At 38.0% G+C, this 25207-nt stretch carries 25 protein-coding genes and 1 tRNA gene; 10 read left to right on the top strand and 16 right to left on the bottom strand.

Translation table 11 applies throughout. The features are described 5' to 3' along the window. Positions 1-5: 5 nt before the first annotated feature. On the top strand, positions 6-596 hold the full coding sequence (locus I6E85_RS16425) for a LuxR C-terminal-related transcriptional regulator (RefSeq protein WP_024590969.1): 591 nt from the start codon (positions 6-8) through the stop codon (positions 594-596). On the opposite strand, the gene I6E85_RS16420 is transcribed toward I6E85_RS16425, so the two are convergent. The 6 genes from I6E85_RS16420 to I6E85_RS16395 all read right to left on the bottom strand — a co-directional run bounded on the left by I6E85_RS16420 (position 586) and on the right by I6E85_RS16395 (position 6308). Continuing rightward, on the bottom strand, positions 586-1437 hold the full coding sequence (locus I6E85_RS16420) for a hypothetical protein (RefSeq protein ID WP_197237150.1): 852 nt from the start codon (positions 1435-1437) through the stop codon (positions 586-588). The two genes, I6E85_RS16425 and I6E85_RS16420, sit on opposite strands and share 11 nt — an antisense overlap. Beyond that, on the bottom strand, positions 1427-3835 hold the full coding sequence (locus tag I6E85_RS16415) for a fimbrial biogenesis outer membrane usher protein (protein ID WP_197237149.1): 2409 nt from the start codon (positions 3833-3835) through the stop codon (positions 1427-1429). Before I6E85_RS16415 ends, I6E85_RS16420 begins: the two co-directional genes overlap by 11 nt. Before the next feature lie 2 nt (positions 3836-3837). Next, entirely contained in the window at positions 3838-4479 is a 642-nt protein-coding gene (locus I6E85_RS16410) for a hypothetical protein (protein ID WP_148664645.1), read from the bottom strand. Positions 4480-4553: 74 nt separating this feature from the next. Next, positions 4554-5252, bottom strand: coding sequence for a molecular chaperone (locus I6E85_RS16405; protein ID WP_024590966.1), 699 nt, complete (start codon positions 5250-5252; stop codon positions 4554-4556). 56 nt (positions 5253-5308) lie between these two features. Further along, the gene (locus tag I6E85_RS16400) at positions 5309-5785 is read right to left on the bottom strand and encodes a hypothetical protein (RefSeq protein WP_010553857.1); all 477 of its coding nucleotides are present in this window, start codon (positions 5783-5785) and stop codon (positions 5309-5311) included. 52 nt (positions 5786-5837) lie between these two features. Then, positions 5838-6308: a hypothetical protein gene (locus I6E85_RS16395; RefSeq protein ID WP_024590965.1), complete on the bottom strand. Its 471-nt coding sequence runs from the start codon at positions 6306-6308 to the stop codon at positions 5838-5840. Positions 6309-6763: 455 nt separating this feature from the next. Here I6E85_RS16395 and I6E85_RS16390 point away from each other — a divergent pair, with 455 nt between their 5' ends. Together I6E85_RS16390 and I6E85_RS16385 are read left to right on the top strand one after the other, a co-directional pair. Next, the gene (locus I6E85_RS16390; protein ID WP_024590964.1) at positions 6764-7918 is read left to right on the top strand and encodes a porin; all 1155 of its coding nucleotides are present in this window, start codon (positions 6764-6766) and stop codon (positions 7916-7918) included. Between the two features lie 12 nt (positions 7919-7930). Next, positions 7931-8338, top strand: coding sequence for a phosphate ABC transporter substrate-binding protein (locus I6E85_RS16385; RefSeq protein WP_024590963.1), 408 nt, complete (start codon positions 7931-7933; stop codon positions 8336-8338). A gap of 442 nt (positions 8339-8780) precedes the next feature. Here I6E85_RS16385 and I6E85_RS16380 read toward each other — a convergent pair whose 3' ends face one another. From I6E85_RS16380 to rlmE, 8 genes are all read right to left on the bottom strand, one after another. Then, positions 8781-10406 (bottom strand): methyl-accepting chemotaxis protein, encoded by a 1626-nt coding sequence (locus tag I6E85_RS16380; RefSeq protein ID WP_024590962.1) that lies wholly within the window; start codon positions 10404-10406, stop codon positions 8781-8783. Between the two features lie 198 nt (positions 10407-10604). Continuing rightward, a tRNA-Leu gene (locus I6E85_RS16375) sits at positions 10605-10689 on the bottom strand. 81 nt (positions 10690-10770) lie between these two features. Next, on the bottom strand, positions 10771-11124 hold the full coding sequence (secG, locus tag I6E85_RS16370) for a preprotein translocase subunit SecG (RefSeq protein ID WP_002962769.1): 354 nt from the start codon (positions 11122-11124) through the stop codon (positions 10771-10773). 1 nt (position 11125) lies between these two features. After that, entirely contained in the window at positions 11126-11875 is a 750-nt protein-coding gene (gene tpiA / locus I6E85_RS16365; protein WP_024590961.1) for a triose-phosphate isomerase, read from the bottom strand. Positions 11876-11946: 71 nt separating this feature from the next. After that, on the bottom strand, positions 11947-13296 hold the full coding sequence (gene glmM, locus I6E85_RS16360; RefSeq protein WP_024590960.1) for a phosphoglucosamine mutase: 1350 nt from the start codon (positions 13294-13296) through the stop codon (positions 11947-11949). Continuing rightward, the gene (gene folP / locus I6E85_RS16355) at positions 13293-14141 is read right to left on the bottom strand and encodes a dihydropteroate synthase (RefSeq protein ID WP_024590959.1); all 849 of its coding nucleotides are present in this window, start codon (positions 14139-14141) and stop codon (positions 13293-13295) included. Before folP ends, glmM begins: the two co-directional genes overlap by 4 nt. Positions 14142-14219: 78 nt before the next feature. After that, on the bottom strand, positions 14220-16163 hold the full coding sequence (gene ftsH / locus I6E85_RS16350; protein ID WP_032827068.1) for an ATP-dependent zinc metalloprotease FtsH: 1944 nt from the start codon (positions 16161-16163) through the stop codon (positions 14220-14222). A 66-nt stretch (positions 16164-16229) separates the two neighbouring features. Then, on the bottom strand, positions 16230-16859 hold the full coding sequence (gene rlmE / locus I6E85_RS16345) for a 23S rRNA (uridine(2552)-2'-O)-methyltransferase RlmE (protein WP_007586629.1): 630 nt from the start codon (positions 16857-16859) through the stop codon (positions 16230-16232). Between the two features lie 88 nt (positions 16860-16947). On the opposite strand from rlmE, the gene yhbY reads away from it, so the two are divergent. Continuing rightward, a complete protein-coding gene (yhbY, locus tag I6E85_RS16340) occupies positions 16948-17244 on the top strand; it encodes a ribosome assembly RNA-binding protein YhbY (RefSeq protein ID WP_002963153.1) in 297 nt (98 codons plus the stop codon). Positions 17245-17323: 79 nt separating this feature from the next. On the opposite strand, the gene I6E85_RS16335 is transcribed toward yhbY, so the two are convergent. Continuing rightward, positions 17324-17827 carry a histidine phosphatase family protein gene (locus I6E85_RS16335; protein ID WP_024590958.1) on the bottom strand — a complete coding sequence of 168 codons (504 nt, stop codon included), beginning with the start codon at positions 17825-17827 and terminating at the stop codon, positions 17324-17326. Next, the gene (locus tag I6E85_RS16330) at positions 17824-18978 is read right to left on the bottom strand and encodes a serine hydrolase (protein WP_024590957.1); all 1155 of its coding nucleotides are present in this window, start codon (positions 18976-18978) and stop codon (positions 17824-17826) included. Before I6E85_RS16330 ends, I6E85_RS16335 begins: the two co-directional genes overlap by 4 nt. A 113-nt stretch (positions 18979-19091) precedes the next feature. Here I6E85_RS16330 and I6E85_RS16325 point away from each other — a divergent pair, with 113 nt between their 5' ends. The 6 genes from I6E85_RS16325 (at position 19092) to I6E85_RS16300 (ending at position 25082) form a co-directional block, all read left to right on the top strand. Further along, positions 19092-19895 carry a hypothetical protein gene (locus tag I6E85_RS16325; RefSeq protein ID WP_024590956.1) on the top strand — a complete coding sequence of 268 codons (804 nt, stop codon included), beginning with the start codon at positions 19092-19094 and terminating at the stop codon, positions 19893-19895. Between the two features lie 429 nt (positions 19896-20324). Beyond that, positions 20325-21107 (top strand): MipA/OmpV family protein, encoded by a 783-nt coding sequence (locus I6E85_RS16320; protein ID WP_007586620.1) that lies wholly within the window; start codon positions 20325-20327, stop codon positions 21105-21107. Then, a complete protein-coding gene (locus I6E85_RS16315; protein WP_007586617.1) occupies positions 21097-21480 on the top strand; it encodes a DUF3019 domain-containing protein in 384 nt (127 codons plus the stop codon). The genes I6E85_RS16320 and I6E85_RS16315 overlap by 11 nt, the downstream gene beginning before the upstream one ends. 25 nt (positions 21481-21505) lie before the next feature. After that, positions 21506-22210 carry a response regulator transcription factor gene (locus I6E85_RS16310; RefSeq protein WP_024590954.1) on the top strand — a complete coding sequence of 235 codons (705 nt, stop codon included), beginning with the start codon at positions 21506-21508 and terminating at the stop codon, positions 22208-22210. Positions 22211-22229: 19 nt separating this feature from the next. Continuing rightward, positions 22230-23522 carry a HAMP domain-containing sensor histidine kinase gene (locus I6E85_RS16305; protein WP_007586613.1) on the top strand — a complete coding sequence of 431 codons (1293 nt, stop codon included), beginning with the start codon at positions 22230-22232 and terminating at the stop codon, positions 23520-23522. A gap of 204 nt (positions 23523-23726) precedes the next feature. Then, positions 23727-25082 carry a sodium-dependent transporter gene (locus I6E85_RS16300; protein ID WP_024590953.1) on the top strand — a complete coding sequence of 452 codons (1356 nt, stop codon included), beginning with the start codon at positions 23727-23729 and terminating at the stop codon, positions 25080-25082. Positions 25083-25207 lie beyond the last annotated feature (125 nt).

The raw sequence follows: 25207 nt of genomic DNA, 5'->3' as shown, positions 1-25207 counted from the left end.
ATATTATGAATATTGAAAACACAGCTGATAAAAGCCTCAAATGCTTCACAAATCCAAATTACACTTCACTTTTTTGTGTTGCAGCTGACTTCAACGTTTTACTTGTTAATTATCAAGCTTTAAACGTCATTACCAATTATGAACTTATTAATCAATTCATGCTAAAAAATGGTCACCAAGGACTGGTAATTTTTGATGTCCCAAAAGACTGCGATGTACTAGCATTAAAAGAGTGGCCAAATTTAAAAGGATTGTTTTACGAAGGCACTGACGAAGTACTACTTCAACAAGGATTAGAAGCCATTGAACAAGGAAAGTTATGGTTCCCTCGTGCAGTAACCGATGATTGGATGAGGCAAATGCTAGCGAGTGAACAACAAACTACTCTGCAATCAAACAACTTAACCTGCAAGGAAATGAAAGTATTAAACTTATTATTTTCTGGCTTACATTCAAGTGCAATTGCAGACACCCTATTTATCAGTGAGGCTACTGTTCGCGTCCATTTACATAAAGTGTATCAAAAGATTGCTGTGAAAAATAAACAACAAGCATTACTTTGGTGCCAAAAAAACTTAAATAAGGTTAATAATTAAGCGGACTTATTTGAAACCTTATTATGTCAGAATATTCACCGGCAGCTTGCCTTTCAAAATCATTTAGTTGAATTTTCAAAGGTAACAAATAAACGGTTTGTCCTGAATATGAGAATTTATGTTGTGATACGTTATTTAGTTCAAGCCATCTTCCAGCCAGATCTAGACTGTAATTAATTGCATATTTATCTCTATAGAGACTGTGTATTAATTTACCATTATTATCTGAACTTACAGATAATTGAATATCTGAATTAGTAACAACTTGTAAACTAGGTAACATAGTGTATTCCTTACCCGGTATTAGCTCTCCCAAATTAATAGTATTTGAAAATGTATTATACCCAAGTACAGAAAGACTTGTTCTAGGCACAATATTTTCTTGAATGCTATATTCTCGTTCATCTAACAACTTGCTCCCCTGATCGTATAATTTCATTTGGAGTCTATCTGTATAGACACCAGCTTTAATCGGCGTTCCTGATGGTATTAGTAATGACAATATCGTCGAAGAATTAGTAAAGCTCAACTTTAAAGTTGATGTGCTAACTAACTGACTCTGTATACTTTGCATTTGGTACGGAACACTTTGAAATTGCCCTTTTAACTGAGCTTGGTTCTCACTTGTAATCAGGAGCTGTAATTGACAACTCTTATCATTAATAACGCTTATACGTAGCTCTTTCTTAGAGTCTACTTGCTGTAAGGCATGGTAGCTTTCAAAATCATCATAAATATGTTCAACCTTATCGAACCTAGCAGCACATTGCGCATGAATTAAAGGCGTAAAAATAAATAGTGCTAAACCACCCAATAATAAACTTACTTTTTTATTGTACATAAATAGCTCCTTTGCGCTGTAATTGTTCACCTTCAGATACTTCAATCGTAAAATGTGACTTTTCTGCATTCTTAAGTGTAATTTCATAATTACAGGCGGTTAAACCTGTTAATGCAAATCGTCCTTTTTTATTCGTAAAAAATGTATGCTCTTTCTTACTACTATTATCTAAACAAATAGCCGTTCCAACCTGTAACGATAGTGGCTTTTTTTGTTGGTCGTACAGCGTTGCAATGACTGATATGTTAGCGGCAGTCCCTATTGTAATTGCATGACCCGTTCGATAAGGTGAATAAAGAGTAATAATACCAGAACCTATATCATACCCTGGCGCTAAGTTATCAATATCGACTGCAACGTTGGTTGAGGCGTATGAACTTATATCGTTCAATAAAATAGTCTCGAAGTCTTCATTATCGGCCCTATATTCATCTTCATATTGCCCCAATATAACTTTTTTTCCTTTAAGGCTAGAGTGAGGTTTTACTAAAGCGAAGCTATCGTATATGGGTTTCCCAACAGCCCAACTCTTATCTGCAAATGCTATACTTGACGCCAAGCTTAATCGGCTCTGATGGTAAGCTGAGTCCTCATTAAATTGCTCGTAAAAACTCCCATGATCAAAGTTCATAACAAAACGATTCGCGTTATATTGAGTATTTAAATCAAAAATAGCTTCATTTTGATCATTTTTTTCAAGCCCAGCTCTTATGTTCAAAGCTCCAACATAGCGCTGATTACTATCTTGAGAGAATTCTAAACGTGTTTTGTCACGCCTAGATTGATGAGATAATTTAGCCCGTCGAGTATTAGAAAACTTATAAGTGACAGACAACCTTACATCCCATTGACTTTCTTCAGCGAGACCCTCCCACTGCCCACCTAAACTATATCTCCATTGGCTATTATCGATCTCACCAGAAAGACTAACCCCAATTGATTTATCAAATTGAGCTTCATCATATGACCTTGATAAGCTTGTAAAAAAAGATGTTTGCGTATTATCGCCCCAAAAAAAACTATAATTAGCCTGAATATAATGCTCTCTTAAACGAGAACTAGATTGAGAATCAGGCCGATAACCAAGTCCTGTAAAATATCTTGATGAGTATTCATAACCCACCGTTATGTCAGTGTTATTATCACTATGATTTCTATAGTTACTATAAACAATGCGATAAGCATGGCCTGTTTTTTCATTGAAACTTATCGCATTTTCAAACGCAATCTGTCCAATTTTAGCTGCATAAATATTTTTAAAACCAACCTGCTGAGAATACTCATCACCCTGTACTGCCGCACCCGCTGTCCAGCTAGGTGTAATGCCATAATCAAGATAAAAGCTGGCTAGTGGCTCGTCGTAATCATAATCTAGCTCACTACCTAAGCGTGAAGGAACGCCTAAATGAAACTCATATTCAAGTTGCCCTTGAGCAAAAAGATCTAAACCTGTCGTTACGTAAAAATCAACAAAACGCACAACTCCTGCTATATCAGTGATCCTCAGAGTAATATTATTGCTTCCTTCATTAAGGGGAATATCATCAAGAGAATATATACCTGCGGCTAAATTAAGTTTTTGTACTATACGTTCGCCAACTAACACCTCTACAGAGGATGGACTCTCTAAGGTAAAGCTACGAGAAGCACTGGGTCTGATAGGTCTGTCAGAAACTAGCGAAAAATCATGTGAAAGCGACAAACCGAGTACCCGTGCTGTTGATTGAAAATAACTACCTGAACTATAATTATCACCGACTGATATACGTAACCCACTAAGCGGTAGGTCATGTATTATACGAGTACCTAAGCGCCTAATATTTGATGAAGTAGGAGTCACTTCAGATAAATACTCCACTTCGTTTTCTAAAACCCACCCTTCCCAGCTCACTACCATTTCAGAGCGAATAGCTAAGAGCTCATCTGTTGTGTCCTCGCCTTTATCTTGCTGATAAAAATAACTTGAATAAGCATTAACAAATCCACTTAGTTTAGCGGGTTCCGATGCTGTTAAATTCCTTGAATCAGATTTTAAACTTAGCTGTTGAGGGCGAGTCAGTCTAAGAGGTACTGATATTTCTAAGCTAAAATCACTCATATCGAATGAAATATTATATCCAAATGACTCTAATGCTTTTGTATCAATAACATTATTATTAACTTTAAACTCTAAAGAATCAAAATCTTCTGAAAATAAAAGTCGTTCGAATGAAACTTTAATTTCACTCCATTTAAGTGATAAATTATCATTTGGGTCAACTGCAAGAGTTAATTTACCAATAGCATTTTTATTCAGTTCTGCTTCAACGCTGAGTTCGATGGTTCTTTTAGACGGGTTAATTTTTGAATAACATAATTGAGTAAAGCTCAATAAAAATATGCATAATAAAACTCGCATAACTAGCGAGCCAGCACTAAACGTAGATGATTTAAACTTCCTTCCTGTAAAGATTGTGGCATAGGGACTTTTATGACACTGGTGCTATGAGGAGCAAAAAAAACATCGTATCCGTTTGCTTTTAATTGATCTTTTAAAATTCGATCGCTCAGGGTTTTATTTTTAGTGATTTTTATTTCATAATCACTTAATCGTCCTGCCCCTTTTCCTTCATTTAATACTTCAGTGACGATAAAGCCATCCTCAACATGAGGTTCTTTTATAGTCAGTTTAGGAACTAATCGAGGTTGATCCAAATGAACAATTAAATTTACATTTAACAGCATCGTAAGTTGTGACTGTTTATTTATAGACTGCTTTGCAATGGGCTGCTCAATCAAACTAACTTGATAGCTTTTATCTGTACTAGGAAGTTTTTTATCTAACCATCTAAATTGCAACTGCTGGCTTTGCCCTGGTTGCAAAAATAGCGATGGAGGAAAAACCCACAATGGAGAGTCATCTAAAGAAATTAATTTAGGCGTGCCTTGAGAAAAGTCAATTTCGTAAATTTGTATATCAAAAGCAATGTCTCTTGGTAACTGATTGTGAACCAAGCTAGAAGCGTTACTTGAACGACTATCAGGGGAGAAAGTAACCACCATAGGCGTTACTTCTACAGCAAAGGTCGGTGCAATTACAATTACATATATAAGAAAGTAACTGCATATCCGCAGCATTAAAAATTGACCTCTAGATCACTACTAGCTGCATTAAACTTTGTTGGAATTTTTATTGAGACCTCACGGCTAGATTTTGGTAATAAAATTTTTCCAGTCAATGCTTTACTCAATTCGGTCCCTTCTAATAATAGCTCTTGATCATCGCCTTTAATAAGCCACTGTGCCTGCGATAAGCGAATATATTTATTGCCTGTATTTTCCAGAAGCACATTCCATGTTTCTGTATCTACTTGGCGTTTATTTTTAATTAATAATTTTGCCTCAGCACCTTTAGGCACCACATTAAACAAAGTTCTAAAGCTAACTGACATACCAACGCCTGATTGCCCCGCTTTCTCTAAATCAACAGATACCTGATCAATAGCTATTCGGTATGCTTTTGAGTTTTCTAACATTGGTTCGCCAATATATCGAACAATTACCGACTGACTTTTCCCGGACGGAATAATTGTAGTCATGGGAATAATTAAAAAGTCTTCTTCATTCGCTTTTAATGTTTCATCACCGTTGGAAGCTATTAGTAAATCAAAAGCTGATATCTCAATAGTTAAAGAACTATCTGAAGGGTTAGATATACGAATTGTTTGTTGTGATTGGCTACCTGATGATTCAAGCTCTGCGACCATTGGTTTAACTTGAAAAGCCAGTGTAGAATAAGAGCTGAGTAAAAGTATCATTAAAAAGATATAACGCATATAGAGTCCCTCCTGCTAAATTAAAAGGCAGTAATTACTGCCTTTTATTATGCTAATTAGTTAGCTGTTATTGCCAACATCAGCGTATCTGCATAAGTACCGGCATAAACAGGCTCTTGAGTCACAGTTAATAAAATATTACCTGTGACTCCTCCTGCAGCAAGCGTTGACGAACCAGGCTGACTTTGCGATTCTGTCTGATCATTTTGACCATTTTCAGCTGAAAGTGTAAAATTAAATGCGTCTGCAGTTAACATTGCTGTGTAGCCAACACCTTGATTTTCTTGATCAGCATTCTGTAAATGCCCTTCAGATGTCGTTAATGACATAGTAGCACCATCGGCATCGTTACATTGCAAATCAAAGCCTACGTTTTTAGTCGCACCATTTGTTAATGTTTGGAAGAATTGTGTTGTGTTAATATTACTCACTGCACAAACCGATGACACTGCACCACCAACATTAAGGTTTTCAGCAAATGCTGCGCCAGATGTTAGAGTTGCAATTGCTGATAACACGATTAACTTTTTCATTTTAATATTCCTTATCCATGTGACATATTTGTTTATATTTTATAGTTAGTGTTTACCAAACTCCACCAGATACAACCGATGGTGTCATTTCTATGCGAAGCACATCCTGGTAGCTTCCGGCATAAATTAAAGGCTCATCTAGTTTTAACTGTAATTTAGCTACACTGTTAAATAAAATCTTATCAACATCAAAATTGTACATAGATTTGAGCTCAAGTGCTGTTGCGGAAACGTCGCTTGAAACGCCCTCTATTGACCAATTAATATTATAAGCATTTATTTGAGTACTTTGCTGGTGGCGCAGGCCACCATTTTCAGATTGCATTGATACTCGCATAGGTGAATTACAATTAATCACTAGCTTTGTACTCGCAAGGCCATCTGAAGAAAACTGAAGGTTGTTATTTTGAGTAGTAAAGCCGCACACTGGTGAAATATGACCTACCAGAGTTAAACTTACTTCATCATTACTGAATGCATTCATTGCAAAGCAACATAATAAAAACCAAGTTAGCTTCTTCATCAGCGCCATTTCCTTTGAACAACCTAGCTAAGACAGGAGTAATCTTATGATAAAAACACCGTTTAGAAAGTTTCTATTTGCTTATATCTAGCTTTACTTATTAATAATTTCGACTATGCAACACTATAAAATATAAACATTTAAACTAAATAACTTATGTAAAACACTTATAATTAAATGTTAACAAATCTATATGGTAGTAAATGCAATACTTACGGCTTGTAAGTTACATTAAGACGTTATAAACAAGAATCACCAATCGTATGCTTTATATCCAACCCCAGTACTAAACATTTTTAAACACAAACATTCGCACCTGATTAATTTAAAAAACAAAATAATATTGACTAAAAATTAAATAAAAACTTTAAACCATTCTGTTTATTAGATAAATACTCGTTATGCACTTATACTAATAAAGAAATCAACATGTAAATAACAAATAGGAACAACATATGAAAAAGCTATCTGTAGCAGTGGCTGTATGTGCAGTTTTAGCATCTAGCTATGCTAGTGCTGAGGTAAGAATTAATGGTTTTGCATCAATTGTCGGTGGTAAAAGTCTGGAAGATGATCGCGGCCGCTATGGCTATGATGATGACATTTCGTTTAAAAATGAAAGTGTGTTTGCACTGCAGTTATCTACTGACTTACAAGAAAAATTAAGTGCGACAGCACAAATTGTAGCTCGTGGTAATAATGATTTTGATGCAGAATTTGAGTGGGCTTACTTAACTTATGAATTTAATGATGAGTTTCAATTAAGCGCTGGTAAAATGCGAGTGCCTTTTTACCGTTATTCTGACTTTATTGATGTAGGTTATGCATACCGTTGGGTGCGTCCACCAGAGTCAGTATACAGCATCCCTTTTTCTACTTACGAAGGGTTAAGCTTACTTTATAATTCGCAACTTGGTGACTGGGATTCTACAGTACAAGTCATTTATGGTAGCTTCGATGGTGAAATTGAAGCCGTCACTTACCATGATAAAGCTGAATTAACTGATATCGCCGGTATCAATTGGACGCTATCTTATGACTGGTTTAGTGCACGTGCTGCTTATTTAATCGCAGACACATCAATAGCACTTGGTCAGAATGATACTGACGATATAGTTGGTGCTCAAATAAATGAACTTGAAAACGTATTGCGTCAAAGCGGGTTAACAGCACAAGCAGATGATCTTGATATTAATGAAGACGACGGTACGTTTATTGGCATTGGTTTTTCAATTGATTATAACAATGTGTTATTTGATGCCGAGTATACTCAATTTGAAGTTGACAATAGCCTTTTAGCTAAACAGACTCAGTATTATGCTTCTGTTGGTTACAGAATGGATGACGTAATTGTACACTTCACTTATGAAGATAATGACGATGAGCATGAGTCCTCTCGTTACAATCAAATCCAAGCTATCCCTTCACTAAATAGTGCTCTAAACAGCGCATTAGATGGAGTTAAATCACAAAGTAATGTGTATACAATTGGTACGCGTTATGATTTTCATCCTTCCGCTGCTTTCAAGATCGACTTTAGTCGTTTTGAAGATGACATAACTGATACAGAGACGGATGTTGTAGCTGTTGGTGTAGATCTTGTCTTTTAATTGGAGCTTATGATGAAAAAATTAATTTTAGTAAGTGCACTTTCATTGTGCTCAATTAATGTATTTGCAGAAGTTGCTGTGATTATTAATCCAAGCAATGCTAGCTCTGTAGATGCTGACACAATAAAAAAGATTTATCTGGGAAAAAGTAAGTCATTTAGTAATGGCGATAAAGTTAATCCTATAAATCAAGACGGTACATCTGTAGCTGATGAATTTAACGACAAAGTAGTGGGTAAGTCTAGCAGTCAGTTAAATGCATATTGGTCAAAGCTTGTATTTACAGGTAAAGGTACCCCGCCTGAAAAACTAACATCTGACCAAGCTGTTATTGATTTTGTTGCAGCTAATGGAAATGCAATTGGCTATGTTGATAGCGCTAAAGTGACCGATAAAGTAAAAGTTATTGCGACCTTTTAGCAGTGAAATTGATATAAAAAACCACCCAGAGGTTAATACAGATAGGTTGAGAAATATTTAACTAATCGATAAACCGGCCTTCGGGTTCCTTTATGAAGGCTTCTGAATTTATTCAGAGGCCTTTTTTTGCAACCCACTACAACACTTTCTCTAGCCAATAGCTACGCACCCAATTCAGAAGACTTCTGTCAACTGAGTGTTACGACGTGTGCAATTAATATTATTAACTTAATTCAGACTATGTTTATTGAGAACTCAGGGAGTATCCCTAAATAAATAGAGCAATAGTAAGCTAAAGTAGAGCATCACATATTACTAATAAAGCGGGAGTGGACATATACTAGGTATGTCAAACCAGATATCCAAACAAAAAAGCCAGTCAGCGGTTAACTAACTGGCATCAACCCTAGGGTAGATTTTTATACTGGCTCAGTACTAAGCTTTACTCGATTCTAAACTTAGCGGTTGCATCTAATAGGTTATCAGATAGGTAATGTAGGTTTTTGGCTACGTCGCGTACAGCAAGTAGTGAGTCCATAGTATCTTCGAACGATACATGCATATTTGACACATTATCTACTACCATAGCTGCAACGGATGTTTGTTCTTCAGTTGCTGCTGCTATTTGCGAATTCATACCATTAATTTCTAACATTTGCTCTGCGATTTTCTCTATTGAAATACCTGTTTTTTCTGCGGCTGTAGCATTATCTGTTGCCATATCACGTGCTGAAGTCATAGCAGCTACAGATTCATTTGCGGCAGTCGTTAATGATCCCAATAGTTCACGTATTTCATTAGTAGAATGTGCAGTGCGAGAAGCCAGTTCACGAACCTCATCTGCCACTACAGCAAAGCCTCTTCCATGTTCACCTGCTCGTGCAGCTTCAATAGCAGCATTAAGAGCAAGTAAGTTTGTCTGATCTGCAATAGACGTAATTACATTCAAAATCTGCGATACATTTTTTGTATCGTCCGCAAGCTTATTAATAGTCCCTGCAGCTCGATTAATTTCATCACTGAGCGTACGAGAAGCGGTAACTGACATCTGTACTTGTGTACGACTTTGTTCAACTTCTTTCTCGGCCGTTTCAGCAGCGTGAGAAGCGTTAGCAGCAGATTCTGATATATCACCAACACTCTGCTTCATTTCTTCCATAGATTGCTTAACAATTTCAGCATCAGTGGTTTGCTTTGTTGTAGCACGCTCAGCTTGTTCCATACCTTGAACTAGTCGTGTTGAGTTTTCCATTAAAGGCTCACATACAGCAATAACTTCAAGAACTGTTTCTCTTAGTAAGGAAATAAATGCGTTAAAATTAATAGAGACTTGGCCAATTTCGTCTTCTGAGTTAACAGATAGCTGTGTGCTTAAAGAACCATTGCCGCTTGCTAATAAACTAAGGTTGTTAGCTGCATCACTCGCAGATGAACCTATATTCTTAGCAATCCAAATAGCCATAAACAATAATAAAATTAATGAAATAATGGATACAGCTAACATTAGAGTTAATGCTTCATCAGAGCGCGCTTTAGTGTTGGCAACCAGTTCAAAAAAACGATTATCCGCTTTTTGTTGAGCGCCTTTAAAACTTTCTAAAACAGATCCATATAAACTTGTTTTAAGCTGCGCTTGTTGCTGAATCTTACTAAAATCAGCAGTACCGTTAACCATACCTGTAGCAATACTTGAGGATATTTTTTCATAATCTGACAACTCATTAATAATATCGTTATTAATGTAGGAGTTATTAAGCTGCGTTATTAAGGTAATATTAGACTCTAAAGTTTGATATACCTCGTCTGCTTTAACGATAAGGTCTTGCTCACCAAACGTAACCGCTTGGGTATAAAGTTCATCAAGTTTTTCTAAAAGCCCTACGTTTTGCGACGTTATTTTTACAACTTTATACGATGAGTTACTCATTTCATCGAGAGAAACCTTATTATCATTCATAGCTAAATAGTTTATCAATACGATCACTATAAAAGCCACTACCGCAATGCATGTTATTGCATGTATTTTTTTTGTTATGCTTAGGTTTTGAAAAGAGAAGCCTGAAGCCATACTGTGCTACCTTATTTTATTGTCTATATTTATTATCGGCTTGATATCTATAAGTGTGAGCTAAATTTGTAATATTTCTAGTTTTTTCTAACAAATAGAAGGATTATTTAACAACAACCACACACTGTCCAAAAAACAATCACAATAAATTACAGATACAAAAAAACCAGTAACATCACTGCTACTGGTTTCTAAATTTGGTGCGGATGGGGGGACTTGAACCCCCATGCCCTAAAGCACCACCCCCTCAAGGTGGCGTGTCTACCAATTCCACCACATCCGCATTTTTTAAGCTTTCGCTTAATTGTTAAACATGTGATTTATTTGAGGACTATAAATCGTTTAACGATAGCTTTACGCTAAATTAGTTTGGTACGTCAGAGCTTTGCTCTTTAGTAGATGTTACTGGAACATCTTCTTCAACAGGAACTACTGTTTCTACTGCTGGAGCTGCTTCTAGGTTTTCCCATTCGTCAGTCTTTTTAATTTGACCAGCAGTTAGGTTTCCTAACACAATGCTTAATACAAAAAATACCGTTGCTAAGCTTGTGGTTGTTTTTGTCATAAAGTTACCTGCACCTGACGAACCAAAAACTGTGCCTGATGCACCAGCGCCAAATGAAGAACCCATATCTGCGCCTTTACCTTGTTGAATTAAAACCATTCCAACTAGAGCCAAAGCCACAACTAAATAAACTACTAATAAAATTTCGTACATCTTATACAGTCCCTTTTGCACTGTTACAGATTGCAGTAAAAGATTCTGCTTTTAGACTTGCGCCGCCAATTAAGCCGCCATCTATATCTGTTTGTGCAAATAATAATTCGCTATTTTTTTCATTAACGCTACCACCATATAAGATGGTAAGCCCTTGTGCTAAATTGCTATCAAGTGATGCAATTTTGTCACGGATAAATTTATGAACAGTTTGTGCCTGCTCTGGCGATGCAGTCTTACCTGTGCCTATGGCCCAAACGGGCTCGTATGCTATCACAGAATCTTTCAGTGCTGCTACACCTAATTTCTCTATTACTGCATCAATTTGTGCAGCAACTACTTGTTCGGTTTGACCGTTTTCTTGCTCACTTTCGCTCTCGCCTACACATAATATTGGTGTTAACCCAACTTGCTGTGCTCTAGCAAACTTTTCAGCGACTGTTGCATTACTTTCGTTATAAATACTGCGGCGTTCAGAATGACCAACGAGTACGTAAGTTGCACCTAAATCTTTTATAAGCTGCGCATCAACTTCACCAGTATATGCGCCAGGTGTATTTTCAGAAACAGTTTGAGCTCCTGTAGAAACACCGCTAGCTACCATTGCTGGTACAAGTGGGAATGGAGGAAATAAAACAATGTCCATCTCTTGTGATTTTACATCGTTAATAGCGTCAGACATTTGTTTAACTAACTCTAAAGAGCCATTCATTTTCCAGTTGCCTGCGACCATCGCCTTGCGTATTGCCATTATCCACTCCACATTAGAAAGCGGGCGAGATATTAACTTTTCTCGCCCAAAGTTACAAGAGATTATTGTTATTAATCAGTTTGTTTGCTCATAGATTCTACAACAGCTGCAATTTTTTGAGCGCTGTCTATTACAATCTTTTCTTGCTCGGCTTCAACCATAACACGAACCACAGGTTCAGTGCCTGACTTACGCAGTAAAACACGGCCTTTATCGCCTAAAGCAAGCTCTACTTCTGCTACAGCTGAAAGCACTTCTGGTGCTTTTGTCGGGTCAGTTCCAGCTGTATAACGCACGTTAATCATCTTCATTGGATACTTGGTAAAACCAGCGCCTAAGTCTTGCAATGTACGATTTTGTGCAACCATAGCAGCAAGTACTTGTAAGCTTGAAATAATACCATCACCCGTGCTAATTAAGTCTAGATTCAGTACATGGCCTGAGCTTTCACCGCCAATTTTCCAGCCTTTTTGCTGTAGTAATTCCATAACATAGCGATCACCCACTTTACTGCGAGCAAACTCGATACCTTTTGCTTTTAAAGCGTTTTCAAGACCCATGTTAGACATAACAGTACCAACTACACCACCACCCAAATTATCATCTTGGGCTGCTTGGCAAGCAATAATATAAACCAGATCATCACCATCAAAAACACGGCCATTATGATCAACCATCATCACGCGATCACCATCACCATCGTATGCAATACCTACGTCGGCTTTAAATTCAAGCACTTTACGTTTAAGGGTATCTACGTGAGTAGCGCCACATTCATGGTTGATATTAACGCCGTTAGGCTCACACGCATGTGTTATTACTTCTGCGCCAAGTTCACGCATAACAGAAGGTGCAATATGATAAGTTGCGCCATTTGCGCAATCGACAACAATTTTAAGACCTTCTAAAGACAGGCCTTGCGGGAACTGGCTCTTACAAAACTCTATATAGCGGCCATCCGCACTGACTAAACGCGATGCTTTGCCTAATTTATCTGAAGCAACACATGTCATTTGCTCATCAAGCATCGCTTCAATTTCAAGTTCTACTGCATCATCAAGCTTTAAGCCTTGACCATTGAAAAACTTAATACCGTTATCGTAATACGGATTATGTGAGGCACTAATTACAATACCTGCCTCAGCACGAAATGTTTGCGCTAAATAAGCAACGGCCGGTGTCGGCATAGGACCCAATAATACAACATCAATACCAGCAGCAATTAAACCAGCCTCAAGTGCGGTTTCAAGCATGTAGCCCGAAATACGCGTATCTTTACCAATAATTACTTTTTTAGTACCACTTTGCGATAATACACGCCCAGCGGCCCAGCCTAGCTTCATTGCAAATTCAGGGTTTATTGGAGCAGCGCCTACAAGTCCACGCACGCCATCGGTGCCAAAATATTTTCTTTCTTTCATTGTGAAATTCCTTGTTCGCAGGCTTGATATACACCAAGTACATCTGCGGTTTCTTTTACGTCATGTACACGAATAATTTTTGCGCCATTTTGCGTTGCGATTAACGCACCCGCTAAGCTGCCCGCTAACCGTTCATTTGTATTTCTGTTTAATAAATTACCTATCATCGATTTACGAGATAATCCGGCCAATAATGGCAAACCTAATTTATTAAAATCGTCAAACTTAGCCAATATTTGATAGTTATGACTAAGCGTTTTTCCAAATCCAAAACCTGGGTCTAGAATAAGTCGTTCAAACTTAATCCCAGCTGTTTCACATGCTTTAATACGTTCACTAAAAAACATACTTATATCAGCAAACAAATTATCGTAATGAGGTGACGATTGCATGCTCCGGGGCTGCCCTTGCATATGCATTAAACAAATTGCTACATCTTCATACTGCGCAACCGTTTCTAAGGCGTCTATTTCTTGTAAAGCTCTAACATCATTGACTATATCTGCCCCTGCAAGTATTGCTTGTTCCATTACCTGTGCTTTACTGGTATCAATTGAAATAACGCAATCACTGTGCTGACGTATCGCTTTAATAGCGGGGATTACTCGAGCAAGTTCATCTTCTAAGCTAACATCTGGCGCGCCTGGGCGAGTAGATTCTCCCCCTATATCTAAAATTGTCGCACCGTCATCTAATAATTGCATTGCGCGTTTTAGCGCTATTTTGGGATCTAAAAACTGCCCACCATCAGAAAATGAATCCGGCGTTACATTTAATATTCCCATAATAACGGGCTTTTCAAGATTAAGCGTACGCCCTCTCGGAAGCTTTAATATGTTAGTCATTGCCAACCTTTATTCTTTTTCTAAATAGCTGATACAAAAAAGCCCCGAAGTTCGGGGCTTTCATTACTATTTTAACGATTATTCAGCTTTGTCATCAAGGTTTGTTTCATCTTTTTTTGATGAATCATCAGTCTTTTGACTTTCATCAGCAACTGGTTCTTGAGGTTCTTCCGCTTTTACCGGTTTAGCTTCATGACGGTCATGTGCATCACGCGGTTCACGTACTGGTTGGCGTGCCATTAAATCATCAATTTGCTTTGCATCAATAGTTTCGTATTTCATTAACGCATCTTTCATTGAGTGAAGAATATCAATATTTTCTTTTAATATTTCTTCTGCTCTTTGATAGTTACGATCTGAAAGTAATCGAACCTCTGCATCAATTACTTTTGCCGTGTCGTCCGACATGCTAGATGAACGACTACCGCCACCACCCATATACATTTCGTTCTGATCTTCAGCGTAAAGTAACGGACCTAGTTTTTCACTTAAACCCCAATGTGTAACCATTTTACGCGCTATATCTGTAGCTCGTTCAATGTCATTACTTGCACCCGTTGTTACTTTATCTGCGCCGTAAATAAGCGCTTCAGCAATACGGCCACCATAAAGGCTAGAAATCATTGATTCTAAAAGCTCTTTTGAATGGCTAACACGATCTTGTTCAGGCAAGTACATTGTTACACCCAGCGCACGGCCACGTGGAATAATAGATACTTTATAAACCGGATCATGTTCTGGCACCATACGACCAACAATTGCATGGCCAGCTTCATGGTACGCTGTCATTGCTTTTTCTTGCTCGCTCATCACCATGGTCTTGCGCTCTGCGCCCATCATGATTTTATCTTTAGCAGCGTCAAATTCAGCCATACTTACAACACGTTTATTACCACGCGCTGCATAAAGTGCAGCTTCGTTTACTAAGTTTGCTAAATCCGCGCCAGAGAAACCTGGAGTACCACGTGCTATAAGAGCAGCTTCTACGTTATCGCCTAATGGCACTTTACGCATGTGTACTTTAAGTATTTGCTCACGACCACGAATATCAGGTAAACCTACTTCAACTTGACGGTCAAAACGACCTGGACGAAGTAATGCAGGGTCTAATACATCTGGTCGGTTAGTTGCTGCGATAACGATAATACCTTCGTTACCACCAAAACCATCCATTTCTACTAGCATTTGGTTAAGTGTTTGCTCACGTTCGTCGTTACCGCCGCCCATACCAGCACCACGTTTACGACCAACAGCGTCAATCTCATCTATAAAGATAATACAAGGCGCCGCTTTTTTAGCTTGCTCAAACATGTCTCGTACACGTGACGCACCAACACCCACAAACATTTCAACAAAATCTGAACCAGAAATTGTAAAAAATGGCACTTTAGCTTCACCAGCAACAGCCTTCGCAAGTAACGTTTTACCGGTACCTGGAGGACCAACCATTAGTACACCTTTAGGAATACTACCGCCAAGTTTTTGAAACTTAGAAGGATCTCGCAAAAAGTCTACCAGCTCAGTAACATCTTCTTTCGCTTCATCACAACCTGCAACATCAGCAAACGTTGTTTTAATTTGATCTTCACTCATTAAGCGAGCTTTACTCTTACCAAATGACATAGCGCCTTTACCGCCGCCGCCTTGCATTTGACGCATGAAGAATATCCATACACCTATAAGCAGTATCATCGGGAACCAAGAAATAAATATACTTGCTAAGAATGATTGTTCTTCAGGTTGTACACCCTTCACATTTACATCATTTTTAAGTAAATCATTTATTAAGTCTTCATCGTACATTGGCATCGTTGTTTGAAAACGCTCACCACTGCTCTTAGTACCAGTAATATTTCCTGTACCGCGGTCGATAATAACTTCTTGTAAAGAGCCACTGCGAACATCTTTTACAAATTGAGTGTAACTTGTTTGACGATCAACTTGCTCGCCGCCATTAAAGCTCTGAAAGACTGACATCAGCACAACTGCAATCACCAGCCATAGTATTAAATTTTTCGCCATATCGCTCAAGGGGTTAACCTCTTGTATCCAATTAATTTAAATTCAACTAAACGCCAAGCAACTGTACTACAGTTTGTATCCAGTCGCTACTATATATACTTCCCGAGAACGGGCACGTGAGGCATCAGGTTTGCGTATTTTCACTGCTTTAAAACTATTACGTACATCTTGCAAGTATTGATCAAAGCCTTCTCCTTGGAAAACTTTAACAATAAATGCGCCATTTTTCTTTAGTACTTGACTACACATATCCAGCGCAAGTTCTACCAAATACATACTACCCGCTTGATCTACTGAGTTATTGCCACTCATATTTGGTGCCATGTCAGAGAGTACCACATCAACATTTTTACCATCAATACGTTTTAACAACGCATTTAATACAGCCTCCTCACGAAAGTCACCTTGTAAGAAGTCAACACCCGCAAGTGAATCCATCGGCAATATATCACACGCGATCACTTGGCCTTTGTCACCTACTTTTTCAGCCAAATATTGAGACCAACTTCCTGGAGCCGCCCCTAAATCAACAACTGTCATACCTGGACGAAGTATTTTATCTCTATTTTGTACTTCATCTAATTTAAAAACCGCTCGGGAACGCCAGCCTTTTTTTTGCGCTTCTTGAACATATTTATCATCAAAATGTTCTTTCAGCCATCGCTGTGAACTGGCTGACTGTTTTTTATTTGTCATAAATTAACACGCAACTAATTAGTAATATTCTCTAGATGGCGTTAGAATACCCTTAATTCAAGCCATATTCAGCAAAATTTGTATAAACATGACATTATCAAACAAACAAAAGCAGTTTTTAAAAGGTCAGGCACATAGCCTTAAGCCTGTAGTTTTACTAGGTTCTAACGGTTTAACCGAGGGCGTAGTAGTAGAAATTCAAAGTGCATTAGAAATTCACGAATTAATCAAAGTTAAAGTTCCAACTGACGATCGTGAAACAAAAGCATTAATTTTTGAAGCAATCGTACGTGAAACTGGTGCGACTAAGCTACAAACGATAGGTCACACTATTGTGCTTTATCGTCAAAGCGTTGAGAAAAAAATACATTTACCTCGTAACTAATTATTCCTGTTAAAGGATTTAGTGCGTTTAAATTGAAAAACCAGCTTAATGCTGGTTTTTTATTATTTAACGTTTTAAATCAAAAACTCATTTTATGATGGGTTAAATCATATTCACTACCATTACTACTGGGCTTCTTATTCAATATAAAGTACTGAGTAAATTGTGTTTCACTCATTGCTGGCACTTTTTCATTCGAAAGTAGCTCGGCTAGTTGCGGTGTTGTATTACTGTGCCCAATAACAACAACTACACCTTTTAGTTTTAGTAACTCATTTTTTAAATCACTTAGCTCACCTGCGTTATACACATTTACGTCGGTATTAAAATATGCCTGCAAAGGGGCCGCTGTTTGTAACGTGCGTTTATAGTTGCTGCTGAAAATATGTATATTTTGATACTCTTTGAAAAAAGTAACTAAATTATTTGCACGTGCGTTTCCCACCTCTGAGAGCGCTGGGTTTTTACCCGTTAACTTTTCGCTATGACGAAACAAATATATCTCATCAGGTGCTGCAAACACTAAACTACAATTGAATGACATGACTAAAAAAGTGATTGCTAATATTATTTTATTATTCATATTTTTTTACCTCGTTTGTATTCTAATAGCCTGTCGATAAATTCAGTCGTTAGCTCATTGATTACGCCGGTTTCAGCATTAACTATTAAGCTAAAACCAATATTTAAGTGAGGAAATACAACCACATCACTTCTATAACCTTGCACCCAGCCACTATGATAGTAAAGTGTTTCATCAGCATAGTTATAAACGCGCCAACCTAACCCATAATAAGCTTCATTAAGGTGTTTTTTCCACACCCTGCGATGCATTTCTTTTTTTGTATGTGTATAAGGGCGTGTTTGTTTTGCTAGAGTATCCAATGACAAAACATCAGGATATTGGCCCAGCTGCGCTCTTAACCAAATAGCCATATCACTTGCGCTAGCGTTCACACCAGCTGCAGGTCCCACTTTATAATAATTTTTTTTAAGCTTAGCGCTATACCAGCGCTTTTTACCCCGCACATGAGGTAGAGCATAATTATTGTCATGCACCATTTGTTCAAAACCTAAGCTCGCATCACTCATTTTTAATGGCTCAAAAATAGCTTCTCGTAACCACTGTCCGTAACTTTTATCGGTGCTTTGTAATATCACATCGCCTATAAGACTAAACATAACGTTTTGATAGCCATAACATTCGCCGGGTTTGCAAATTGGTTTGACGCTAAGCAGCTTTTCAACAATACCTGGGTAATCCATACGAGATTCAATTAAATTGTCGTATGCATTAGGAACTAATCCACTTGAATGGCTCAAAAGATGAAACACCTTTAAATCATCTTGATAAACAGTCCCTTTAAAATCAGTTATGTATTCGCTAACAGGCTTATCTAATTCCAGTAGGCCGTTAGCAGCCAATTTAGCTGATAACGAGCCTGCAAATGTCTTCGAAACAGACGCGAGTCTAAACCGAGTATGCTTATTAACTTTTTGTCCATTTCGTGATTTAGTTACGCCCATGGTGTGGATGTAGTCTGAGTTGTTTATATTTACAATCGAAAGCGCTGCACCGGGTATACCTTTACTTTTTAATTTTTTTTGTGCGTAACGGCCGTACTTTTTTACAAATGCATCCCAATCAGGATCCGCTTTTGCTGCAAAACCCACAGAACTAAACAGCAAACACAAAGCAGATAGGCAATACGATAAAGAGTTGAGATACTTCATTTTTTATAAAATTTATCTTTTTAACTACATCTGCGCAGATAATATCATGAAGTTTTGTTTGTACTAACGTACAATACGACGATTATTTGGTTTTAAGCGAGTGTTTAGTACTTATGCGTTTTTTAGTTGTGTCACTTTTTATTTTATTATCAACTGGTTGTGCTATTACAAAGCAACCGGCCGAACCACTGGCTATGCCATTAAAGCCAACATTAAAAAGTCAGACCTATCAACTTGAGTACACTACAGAGCACTCATCTCCAAAAGTTAAATCGGTTCAACTTCCTGCACATAAAGTAGTTAGAAACCAAACAGTAAAAATCATTACCGATAAGGCAAGCGTAACCGACAAACTTCTATCGCAAATTAGCCAAGCACTGAACGATAAACAACTAAAAGTAACAACTAAAAATAACAGTGACTACACACTGACTATTCAGCAACTCGATTTAACTTTCACAGACGATACTAAGTACGCAATAAAGCAACCAGAGAAGCCATTTACTTTATATTCAAATGTTGCCCAGCAATACCCAACACAGCAGTGCGCTGCAATATTTGCACAAGTTAGTATGCGTCTCACGCACAAGTCATCGGGTGATGTTGTTTGGTTTGCTAAATCTTCAATCGACAGCGCAAGTTTTCATCGTGAACCACTAATTTACAATTTCACTGAAGAGCAAAAAATCACAAATGAGCTTGAGGTTGTCGCTTTTATTCATCAGCAAAACACTGACGTGGCCCGTATTGAAAGACTTGGCAAAGATATTCAAATCCCTCAGTACAAAACGTTGTCAAAACTATCTAGCCTTACCAAACTTAGCGGTCCATGTAACAGAACAGAAGTAAGTGCATTAACACCTATGATGCAGTTTTACTTGAGTAGTATATTAATCGATAAAATTAAAGTTCAGTAAATTAGGGTCTGTTGATCTTTACGGATTAAAATTTGTTCAAACTAGGGGCTATTTAATCGCGGCGCGAGATTTGTAACCTAGTGGGCTAAGTCAAAACCGAGCAACAAAGAGTAAATAGCCCCTAGGAAGAACCCTTTGGGCAGCGCCTGTTTGGCATTAATGCTACGTTATCGCCCATTTATGGGGAATAGCCACACTGCATAGGCTCTGCCTTACCTAAATACCAAACAGACTGCTGCAAATTTAACCTTAAAAGTTCAACAGACCTAACACTTACTACATTTTTTTACAGATTAAAGGAACGAATTAACAATATACTACGCTTAATAACAAATAATAATTAGGCCCTAAGGGATGAGAAACGCTTTGCTTAACCATACTTTACTGAGCATAACACTGCTTTTTTGCTGCATTTTTAGCACGTCGAGTATGGCAAGTAACCGCTATTATGCAGATAATACGTTAGAGCCAACCCAAGGCTTTGCGTGGGATTGGAGTGCTGGTGCGGGCTTTTATATTGAAGATTCTTACCTTGTCGGCATTGAGTCTTACGATAAAGGCGTTGAGCTCGACTTAAGTCTCGCTGTTTCCTACGATAAATTTTACCTTGATTTCGATCACAATCAACTCAGTGGCGGCCTTGTAATAGGCTACAGTCTTATAGATAAATTTGATTGGGGCCTAGATATATTAGGCACAAATACTCAAGCTGGATTTGACGAAAAAGGCCTCGGATTCTATAACCATGGTGTTATAAAAGAACTCCAAGGTATAAAAAAACGTAATTACGACTTTGACGTCGGCCTTCGACTTTCTCGTCGATTTGAAAATTCTCAATTCTCTTTTGAATACCTTCATGATGTATCTGGCGCGCACAATGGCTGGGTTATAAACAGCTTTTTTAGTCACATTTTACCATGGCGAAACTGGGAGTTTAGATCTGGTGTTGGTTTAAGCGCCTACTCTGCTGACTTTACCAATTATTACTTTGGTATTGATAGCGATGAAGCCACCAGCCTTCGCCCGGTTTATAGCAGCAATGCCAGTACTAGTATTATTTTTGAGTTCCATGCTGAGTACCCAATAAGCCAAGATTGGGTGTTTTTATCCGGCTGGCTTACCACATGGTTTTCAAAAGAGATTGACGACAGTCCAATTATTTCCCAAGGATATCAACACAAAGCCAAGGTAGGCCTACGTTATGTATTTTAGATGGATCTGTGTATTACTGATCTTCCCCAGTACTTTTACTGTTAAAGCGCAGGAACCTCCTGAAGCACTTATAGCAGTTCCAGACACCTGCGTTGCATTGCGCGAAGGGCGAAATTGCTATGCTGACGTAACGCTAACGTGGGAGCAACCTATCATTGGTAATTACTGCCTACGTGACGCCACCTCAAAGTACATAATGCAATGTTGGCTCAAGCAACAGAGCGGTACCTTTAATTATGCATTTGATTCACAGCAAAGTATTTCATTTGAACTATTTGACAGCAATACCTCTAAAATAATTAGTATTGCCGAAGTAAAGCTTCAATGGGTATATCAAAACAGGCAAAAAAAGCGCCGCTGGCGACTATTTTAATACCAATCGCATTAAGGATATTTTCATGGATAACTATGGCACTATTTTACTCGTTGAAGACGATGTATCACTTGCTCAATGGGTTGCTGAATATTTAACAGAGCAAGGCTACACAACGCATGTTTGTCACAGAGGTGACGAAGTAATTAGCCAAGTCAAAACGTTAAATCCAAATATCGTGCTCCTTGATATTATGCTTCCAGGGCAAGATGGTATAAGCGTGTGTAGAGAACTTCGTAGTTTTTATAATTCGCCCATCATAATGCTCACCGCACGCGATGAAGAAATGGATGAGGTCATTGGTCTAGAAGTAGGTGCAAGCGACTACATAATGAAACCTGTGCGCCCTCGTGCATTGCTAGCGCGTATAAAAGCAGCCCTTCGCCAAAACAATGAGCCAAATACCCCACACGTTAACGAGAGTGTTATTAATGTTGGTACGCTTAGTATTGATACCGAATCTAGAAATGTAAAACTCAACAAGCAAGACGTAAACATATCAAGTGCTGAGTATTTACTGCTTCATTACCTTGCGAGCAATGCAGGCCAAGTGGTCTCGCGTGACGCTGTATTTAAAGCAACCAAAGGCAGAGAATACGATGGGCTTGATAGAAGTGTTGATGTACTTATTTCTGCACTTCGTAAAAAGTTTAATGATGATCCACAAAACCCTGAAAAAATTAAAACTATTTGGGGCCGTGGATATTTACTTGTTTCTACTGCGTGGTAATAAAGTGATGAATAAATAAATGAAAAAGTTTTATATATCGCTTTTAGGCAGTGCACTTTTATCTATTGTGGTATTGGGCTGGCTTATTGATGCTTTTAGTCAACAAGCGCATACCCCACAGGATGAATTTAGTCAGCAAAGTAAAATGATTATGGGTTTTAGCAAGCAATTAGCTAACATACCCACATCTGAGCGCAGCGATTATGTAAAACAACTGGCGCTAGAATTTGATGTTTTAATTGATTACAAACCTAATGAATCACTTGCTTTACCGCCTTCTTTATTATTACAAATGCATACGCCGGGTGGGCTGATTTTAGAAGATCAGCAAGGCTTTTATATGCTTTATAGCAGCGCTGTTTTAAATCCTTTTCACTTATCAATGCGTTTAGATAAAATTTTTGATAGCGAGCAACATAACGACATTATATTAACCTTACTCTTTTACGCAGGCCTATGTGTATTTATGGGGTTTATTATTGCGCCCTTAGCTAAACGATTAACCGTGTTAAATGAAGCCGCTAAAAAGTTTGCCTCTGGTAATGTTCAAGCCCGAATAAAAGTATCGCATTTTACTTACATAAAAGACGTAGAGCTTACCTTTAACCGCATGGCCAGCCAAATAGAGAAGCTTGTCGCTGAAAATAAACTAATGGCCTCAAGTTTATCTCATGATATACGCACCCCTATCGCGTGCCTGCGATTTGGTTTAGATGCGGCATTAGATAGCCATGATGAGCAAAAAGTAAAACAGTATTTAACCCGTATGGAAAATGATTTAGACCATATGGAATCGATGCTTAGTAGCTATTTAGCATTTGCTACTTTAGAGCAAAATGCTAATAAGCTGACCTATTCATCAACAAACATTAAGTCCTACCTTGAAGATATTTTAGTGCAACTTGCACCTAAGCTTGAAATGCAAATGCTCAACGTACAACTCAATAGTACCGATAAAATAATAAATGCAGATCTTCACTGGCTTGCTCGCGCAATTACTAATTTATTAACTAACGCATGTGATTTTGCAAGCCAACATATTTACTTAAGCGCAAAGTTACACGAGCAACAGCTTATAATAACGGTAGAAGATGACGGCCCGGGTATCGCTCGAGAAAATTTTAGTAATGTATTTAGCCCATTTTTTAGGGAAGAAGATCACCGTAACAGAGCTGATAAAAGTTACGGCCTTGGTCTAGCTATTGTTGAAAAAGTAGCCGACTGGCATCATGGCAGTGTTAAAGTAAGTAAAAGTACCCAGCTAGGTGGTGCGTGTTTTACTCTCACTATTGCACAGCATCATAATTCGTAAAGCAATAGTTACAGACTGTAATTAACAATTATTAAACAAAATCAACTCGTTATTTTAAACGACTCGATAACAACAATTAAAATCGATGGTTATAACACACACTTTACTTATTAAATTGTGCTAGATCAGCAAATAAGCACTTTTTATTTTTTAACATTTCCAGTAGATTGTCACCGCCGTCACACAATAGAGAAGTACAATAATATGAGCGCAGTTAGAGGCGAGTTCAGCTCTCGCTTTGGTTTTATTATGGCCGCCGCGGGTTCTGCCGTTGGTTTGGGCAATATTTGGGGATTCCCTACACAAACAGCAAGTAATGGCGGTGCTGCATTTTTAGTCGCATACTTAGTGCTTGCGTTCTTTTTAGCCTACCCCGCTTTAATGGCTGAACTTATGATTGGTCGTCATGGCCAAGCAAACGCGGTTTCATCACTTCAAAAAATATCTAATAAGCCATGGCAAAAACACTTTGCCTTTATCGTTGGTTTTGGCGGTATTTTATGTGCTGGCTTTATATTAAGTTTTTACGCGATTGTTGCCGGTTGGATGCTCAGCGCTACAGCTGAACCCATAGCTACTCTTGTCGGTGCCGACACAGCATCGACATGGCTAAGTGAGCAATCACTTACCCGAAACATTATATTCACTCTCGTCTTTATCGTACTAACTGTCGCTATTATCAGTAGAGGCGTTGAGAACGGTATTGAAAAATGGTCAAAACGTTTAATGCCCGCTCTTTTGGGGATTTTATTTGCACTTATTGCTTATGTAATGACCCAAGATGGCGCAATGGAAGGTTTAAAGGCTTACTTAGTTCCTGATTTTTCGTCTATTTTAGACGCAAAACTATTAGTTAGCGCACTAGGACAAGCTTTTTTCTCTTTATCGCTAGGTACTAGCGTAATGATTATTTACGGCTCGTACATTAGCAAAAAAGAAAATCTTGTTTCTTTAGGTGCCTATGTAACCCTTATTGATGTATTTATAGCCTTTGTAGCGGGTTTACTGATTATTCCGGCTATGTATGTAGCGCAAGCTCAAGGCGTTGAAATATTCTCGGCCTCAACAGGTAAATTACTCTCTGAAGATACGTTAGTATTTCAGGTACTCCCTGCTTTATTTGATGGAATGGGCGAAGTTGGCTTATTTGTGGGCTTTTCATTTTTTGCGTTAATGAGTATTGCCGCTTTAACGTCATCTATTTCAATGTTAGAGGCGCCAGTATCATACACTGTAGAGCGCTTTGGGATGAAACGCGTTCAGGCAACCTGGTTGATTGGAGCTTTAATTGCTATCGTTAGCATTATAATTGTGTGTAACCTTAGCAGCTTATTTGGCTTAGTGATTACTTTAACTACAAAAGTAGCTCAACCTTTGCTTGGCCTGATGTGTTGTATATTTGTAGGCTGGATTTGGTACAGAGGATCATTACTTAAAGCAATTAAAGAAGGTAATCCTGAGGTCCATAACACATTGTTTTGGAAAATATGGCCTTGGTATACCAAGTTTGTGTGTCCACTTGCTATTGGTATGGTATTTTTACACTCACTCTTGAGCTAAATAATACCTTAACCTTAAAATAGTCTTAAATTAAAATAGCCCACATTAGTTAACACCACTCGTTTAAGAACGAGTGGTGTTTTTTCGTTTATACCTAACTGGATATTTTTGTGTCTTTGCGAGCA

The organism is Pseudoalteromonas sp. NZS71 (assembly GCF_015864715.1).
GTDB classification, from domain to species: domain Bacteria; phylum Pseudomonadota; class Gammaproteobacteria; order Enterobacterales; family Alteromonadaceae; genus Pseudoalteromonas; species Pseudoalteromonas arctica.
The sequence above is the reverse complement of the archived record's forward strand: the minus strand, read 5'-3'. Positions and strand labels throughout refer to the sequence as shown.

Coding starts and splice junctions, on each gene's coding strand:
- I6E85_RS16415 (WP_197237149.1), bottom strand. CDS start 3,835: ATGCGAGTTTTATTATGCATATTTTTATTGAGCTTTACTCAATTATGT.
- glmM (WP_024590960.1), bottom strand. CDS start 13,296: ATGAAAGAAAGAAAATATTTTGGCACCGATGGCGTGCGTGGACTTGTA.
- I6E85_RS16335 (WP_024590958.1), bottom strand. CDS start 17,827: ATGAATAATAAAATAATATTAGCAATCACTTTTTTAGTCATGTCATTC.
- I6E85_RS16310 (WP_024590954.1), top strand. CDS start 21,506: ATGGATAACTATGGCACTATTTTACTCGTTGAAGACGATGTATCACTT.
- secG (WP_002962769.1), bottom strand. CDS start 11,124: ATGTACGAAATTTTATTAGTAGTTTATTTAGTTGTGGCTTTGGCTCTA.
- I6E85_RS16305 (WP_007586613.1), top strand. CDS start 22,230: ATGAAAAAGTTTTATATATCGCTTTTAGGCAGTGCACTTTTATCTATT.
- I6E85_RS16380 (WP_024590962.1), bottom strand. CDS start 10,406: ATGGCTTCAGGCTTCTCTTTTCAAAACCTAAGCATAACAAAAAAAATA.
- I6E85_RS16420 (WP_197237150.1), bottom strand. CDS start 1,437: ATGTACAATAAAAAAGTAAGTTTATTATTGGGTGGTTTAGCACTATTT.
- tpiA (WP_024590961.1), bottom strand. CDS start 11,875: ATGGCAATACGCAAGGCGATGGTCGCAGGCAACTGGAAAATGAATGGC.
- I6E85_RS16410 (WP_148664645.1), bottom strand. CDS start 4,479: ATGGTGGTTACTTTCTCCCCTGATAGTCGTTCAAGTAACGCTTCTAGC.
- I6E85_RS16425 (WP_024590969.1), top strand. CDS start 6: ATGAATATTGAAAACACAGCTGATAAAAGCCTCAAATGCTTCACAAAT.
- folP (WP_024590959.1), bottom strand. CDS start 14,141: ATGACTAACATATTAAAGCTTCCGAGAGGGCGTACGCTTAATCTTGAA.
- I6E85_RS16395 (WP_024590965.1), bottom strand. CDS start 6,308: ATGAAGAAGCTAACTTGGTTTTTATTATGTTGCTTTGCAATGAATGCA.
- I6E85_RS16330 (WP_024590957.1), bottom strand. CDS start 18,978: ATGAAGTATCTCAACTCTTTATCGTATTGCCTATCTGCTTTGTGTTTG.
- I6E85_RS16405 (WP_024590966.1), bottom strand. CDS start 5,252: ATGCGTTATATCTTTTTAATGATACTTTTACTCAGCTCTTATTCTACA.
- yhbY (WP_002963153.1), top strand. CDS start 16,948: ATGACATTATCAAACAAACAAAAGCAGTTTTTAAAAGGTCAGGCACAT.
- ftsH (WP_032827068.1), bottom strand. CDS start 16,163: ATGGCGAAAAATTTAATACTATGGCTGGTGATTGCAGTTGTGCTGATG.
- I6E85_RS16390 (WP_024590964.1), top strand. CDS start 6,764: ATGAAAAAGCTATCTGTAGCAGTGGCTGTATGTGCAGTTTTAGCATCT.
- rlmE (WP_007586629.1), bottom strand. CDS start 16,859: ATGACAAATAAAAAACAGTCAGCCAGTTCACAGCGATGGCTGAAAGAA.
- I6E85_RS16315 (WP_007586617.1), top strand. CDS start 21,097: ATGTATTTTAGATGGATCTGTGTATTACTGATCTTCCCCAGTACTTTT.
- I6E85_RS16320 (WP_007586620.1), top strand. CDS start 20,325: ATGGCAAGTAACCGCTATTATGCAGATAATACGTTAGAGCCAACCCAA.
- I6E85_RS16400 (WP_010553857.1), bottom strand. CDS start 5,785: ATGAAAAAGTTAATCGTGTTATCAGCAATTGCAACTCTAACATCTGGC.
- I6E85_RS16385 (WP_024590963.1), top strand. CDS start 7,931: ATGAAAAAATTAATTTTAGTAAGTGCACTTTCATTGTGCTCAATTAAT.
- I6E85_RS16325 (WP_024590956.1), top strand. CDS start 19,092: ATGCGTTTTTTAGTTGTGTCACTTTTTATTTTATTATCAACTGGTTGT.
- I6E85_RS16300 (WP_024590953.1), top strand. CDS start 23,727: ATGAGCGCAGTTAGAGGCGAGTTCAGCTCTCGCTTTGGTTTTATTATG.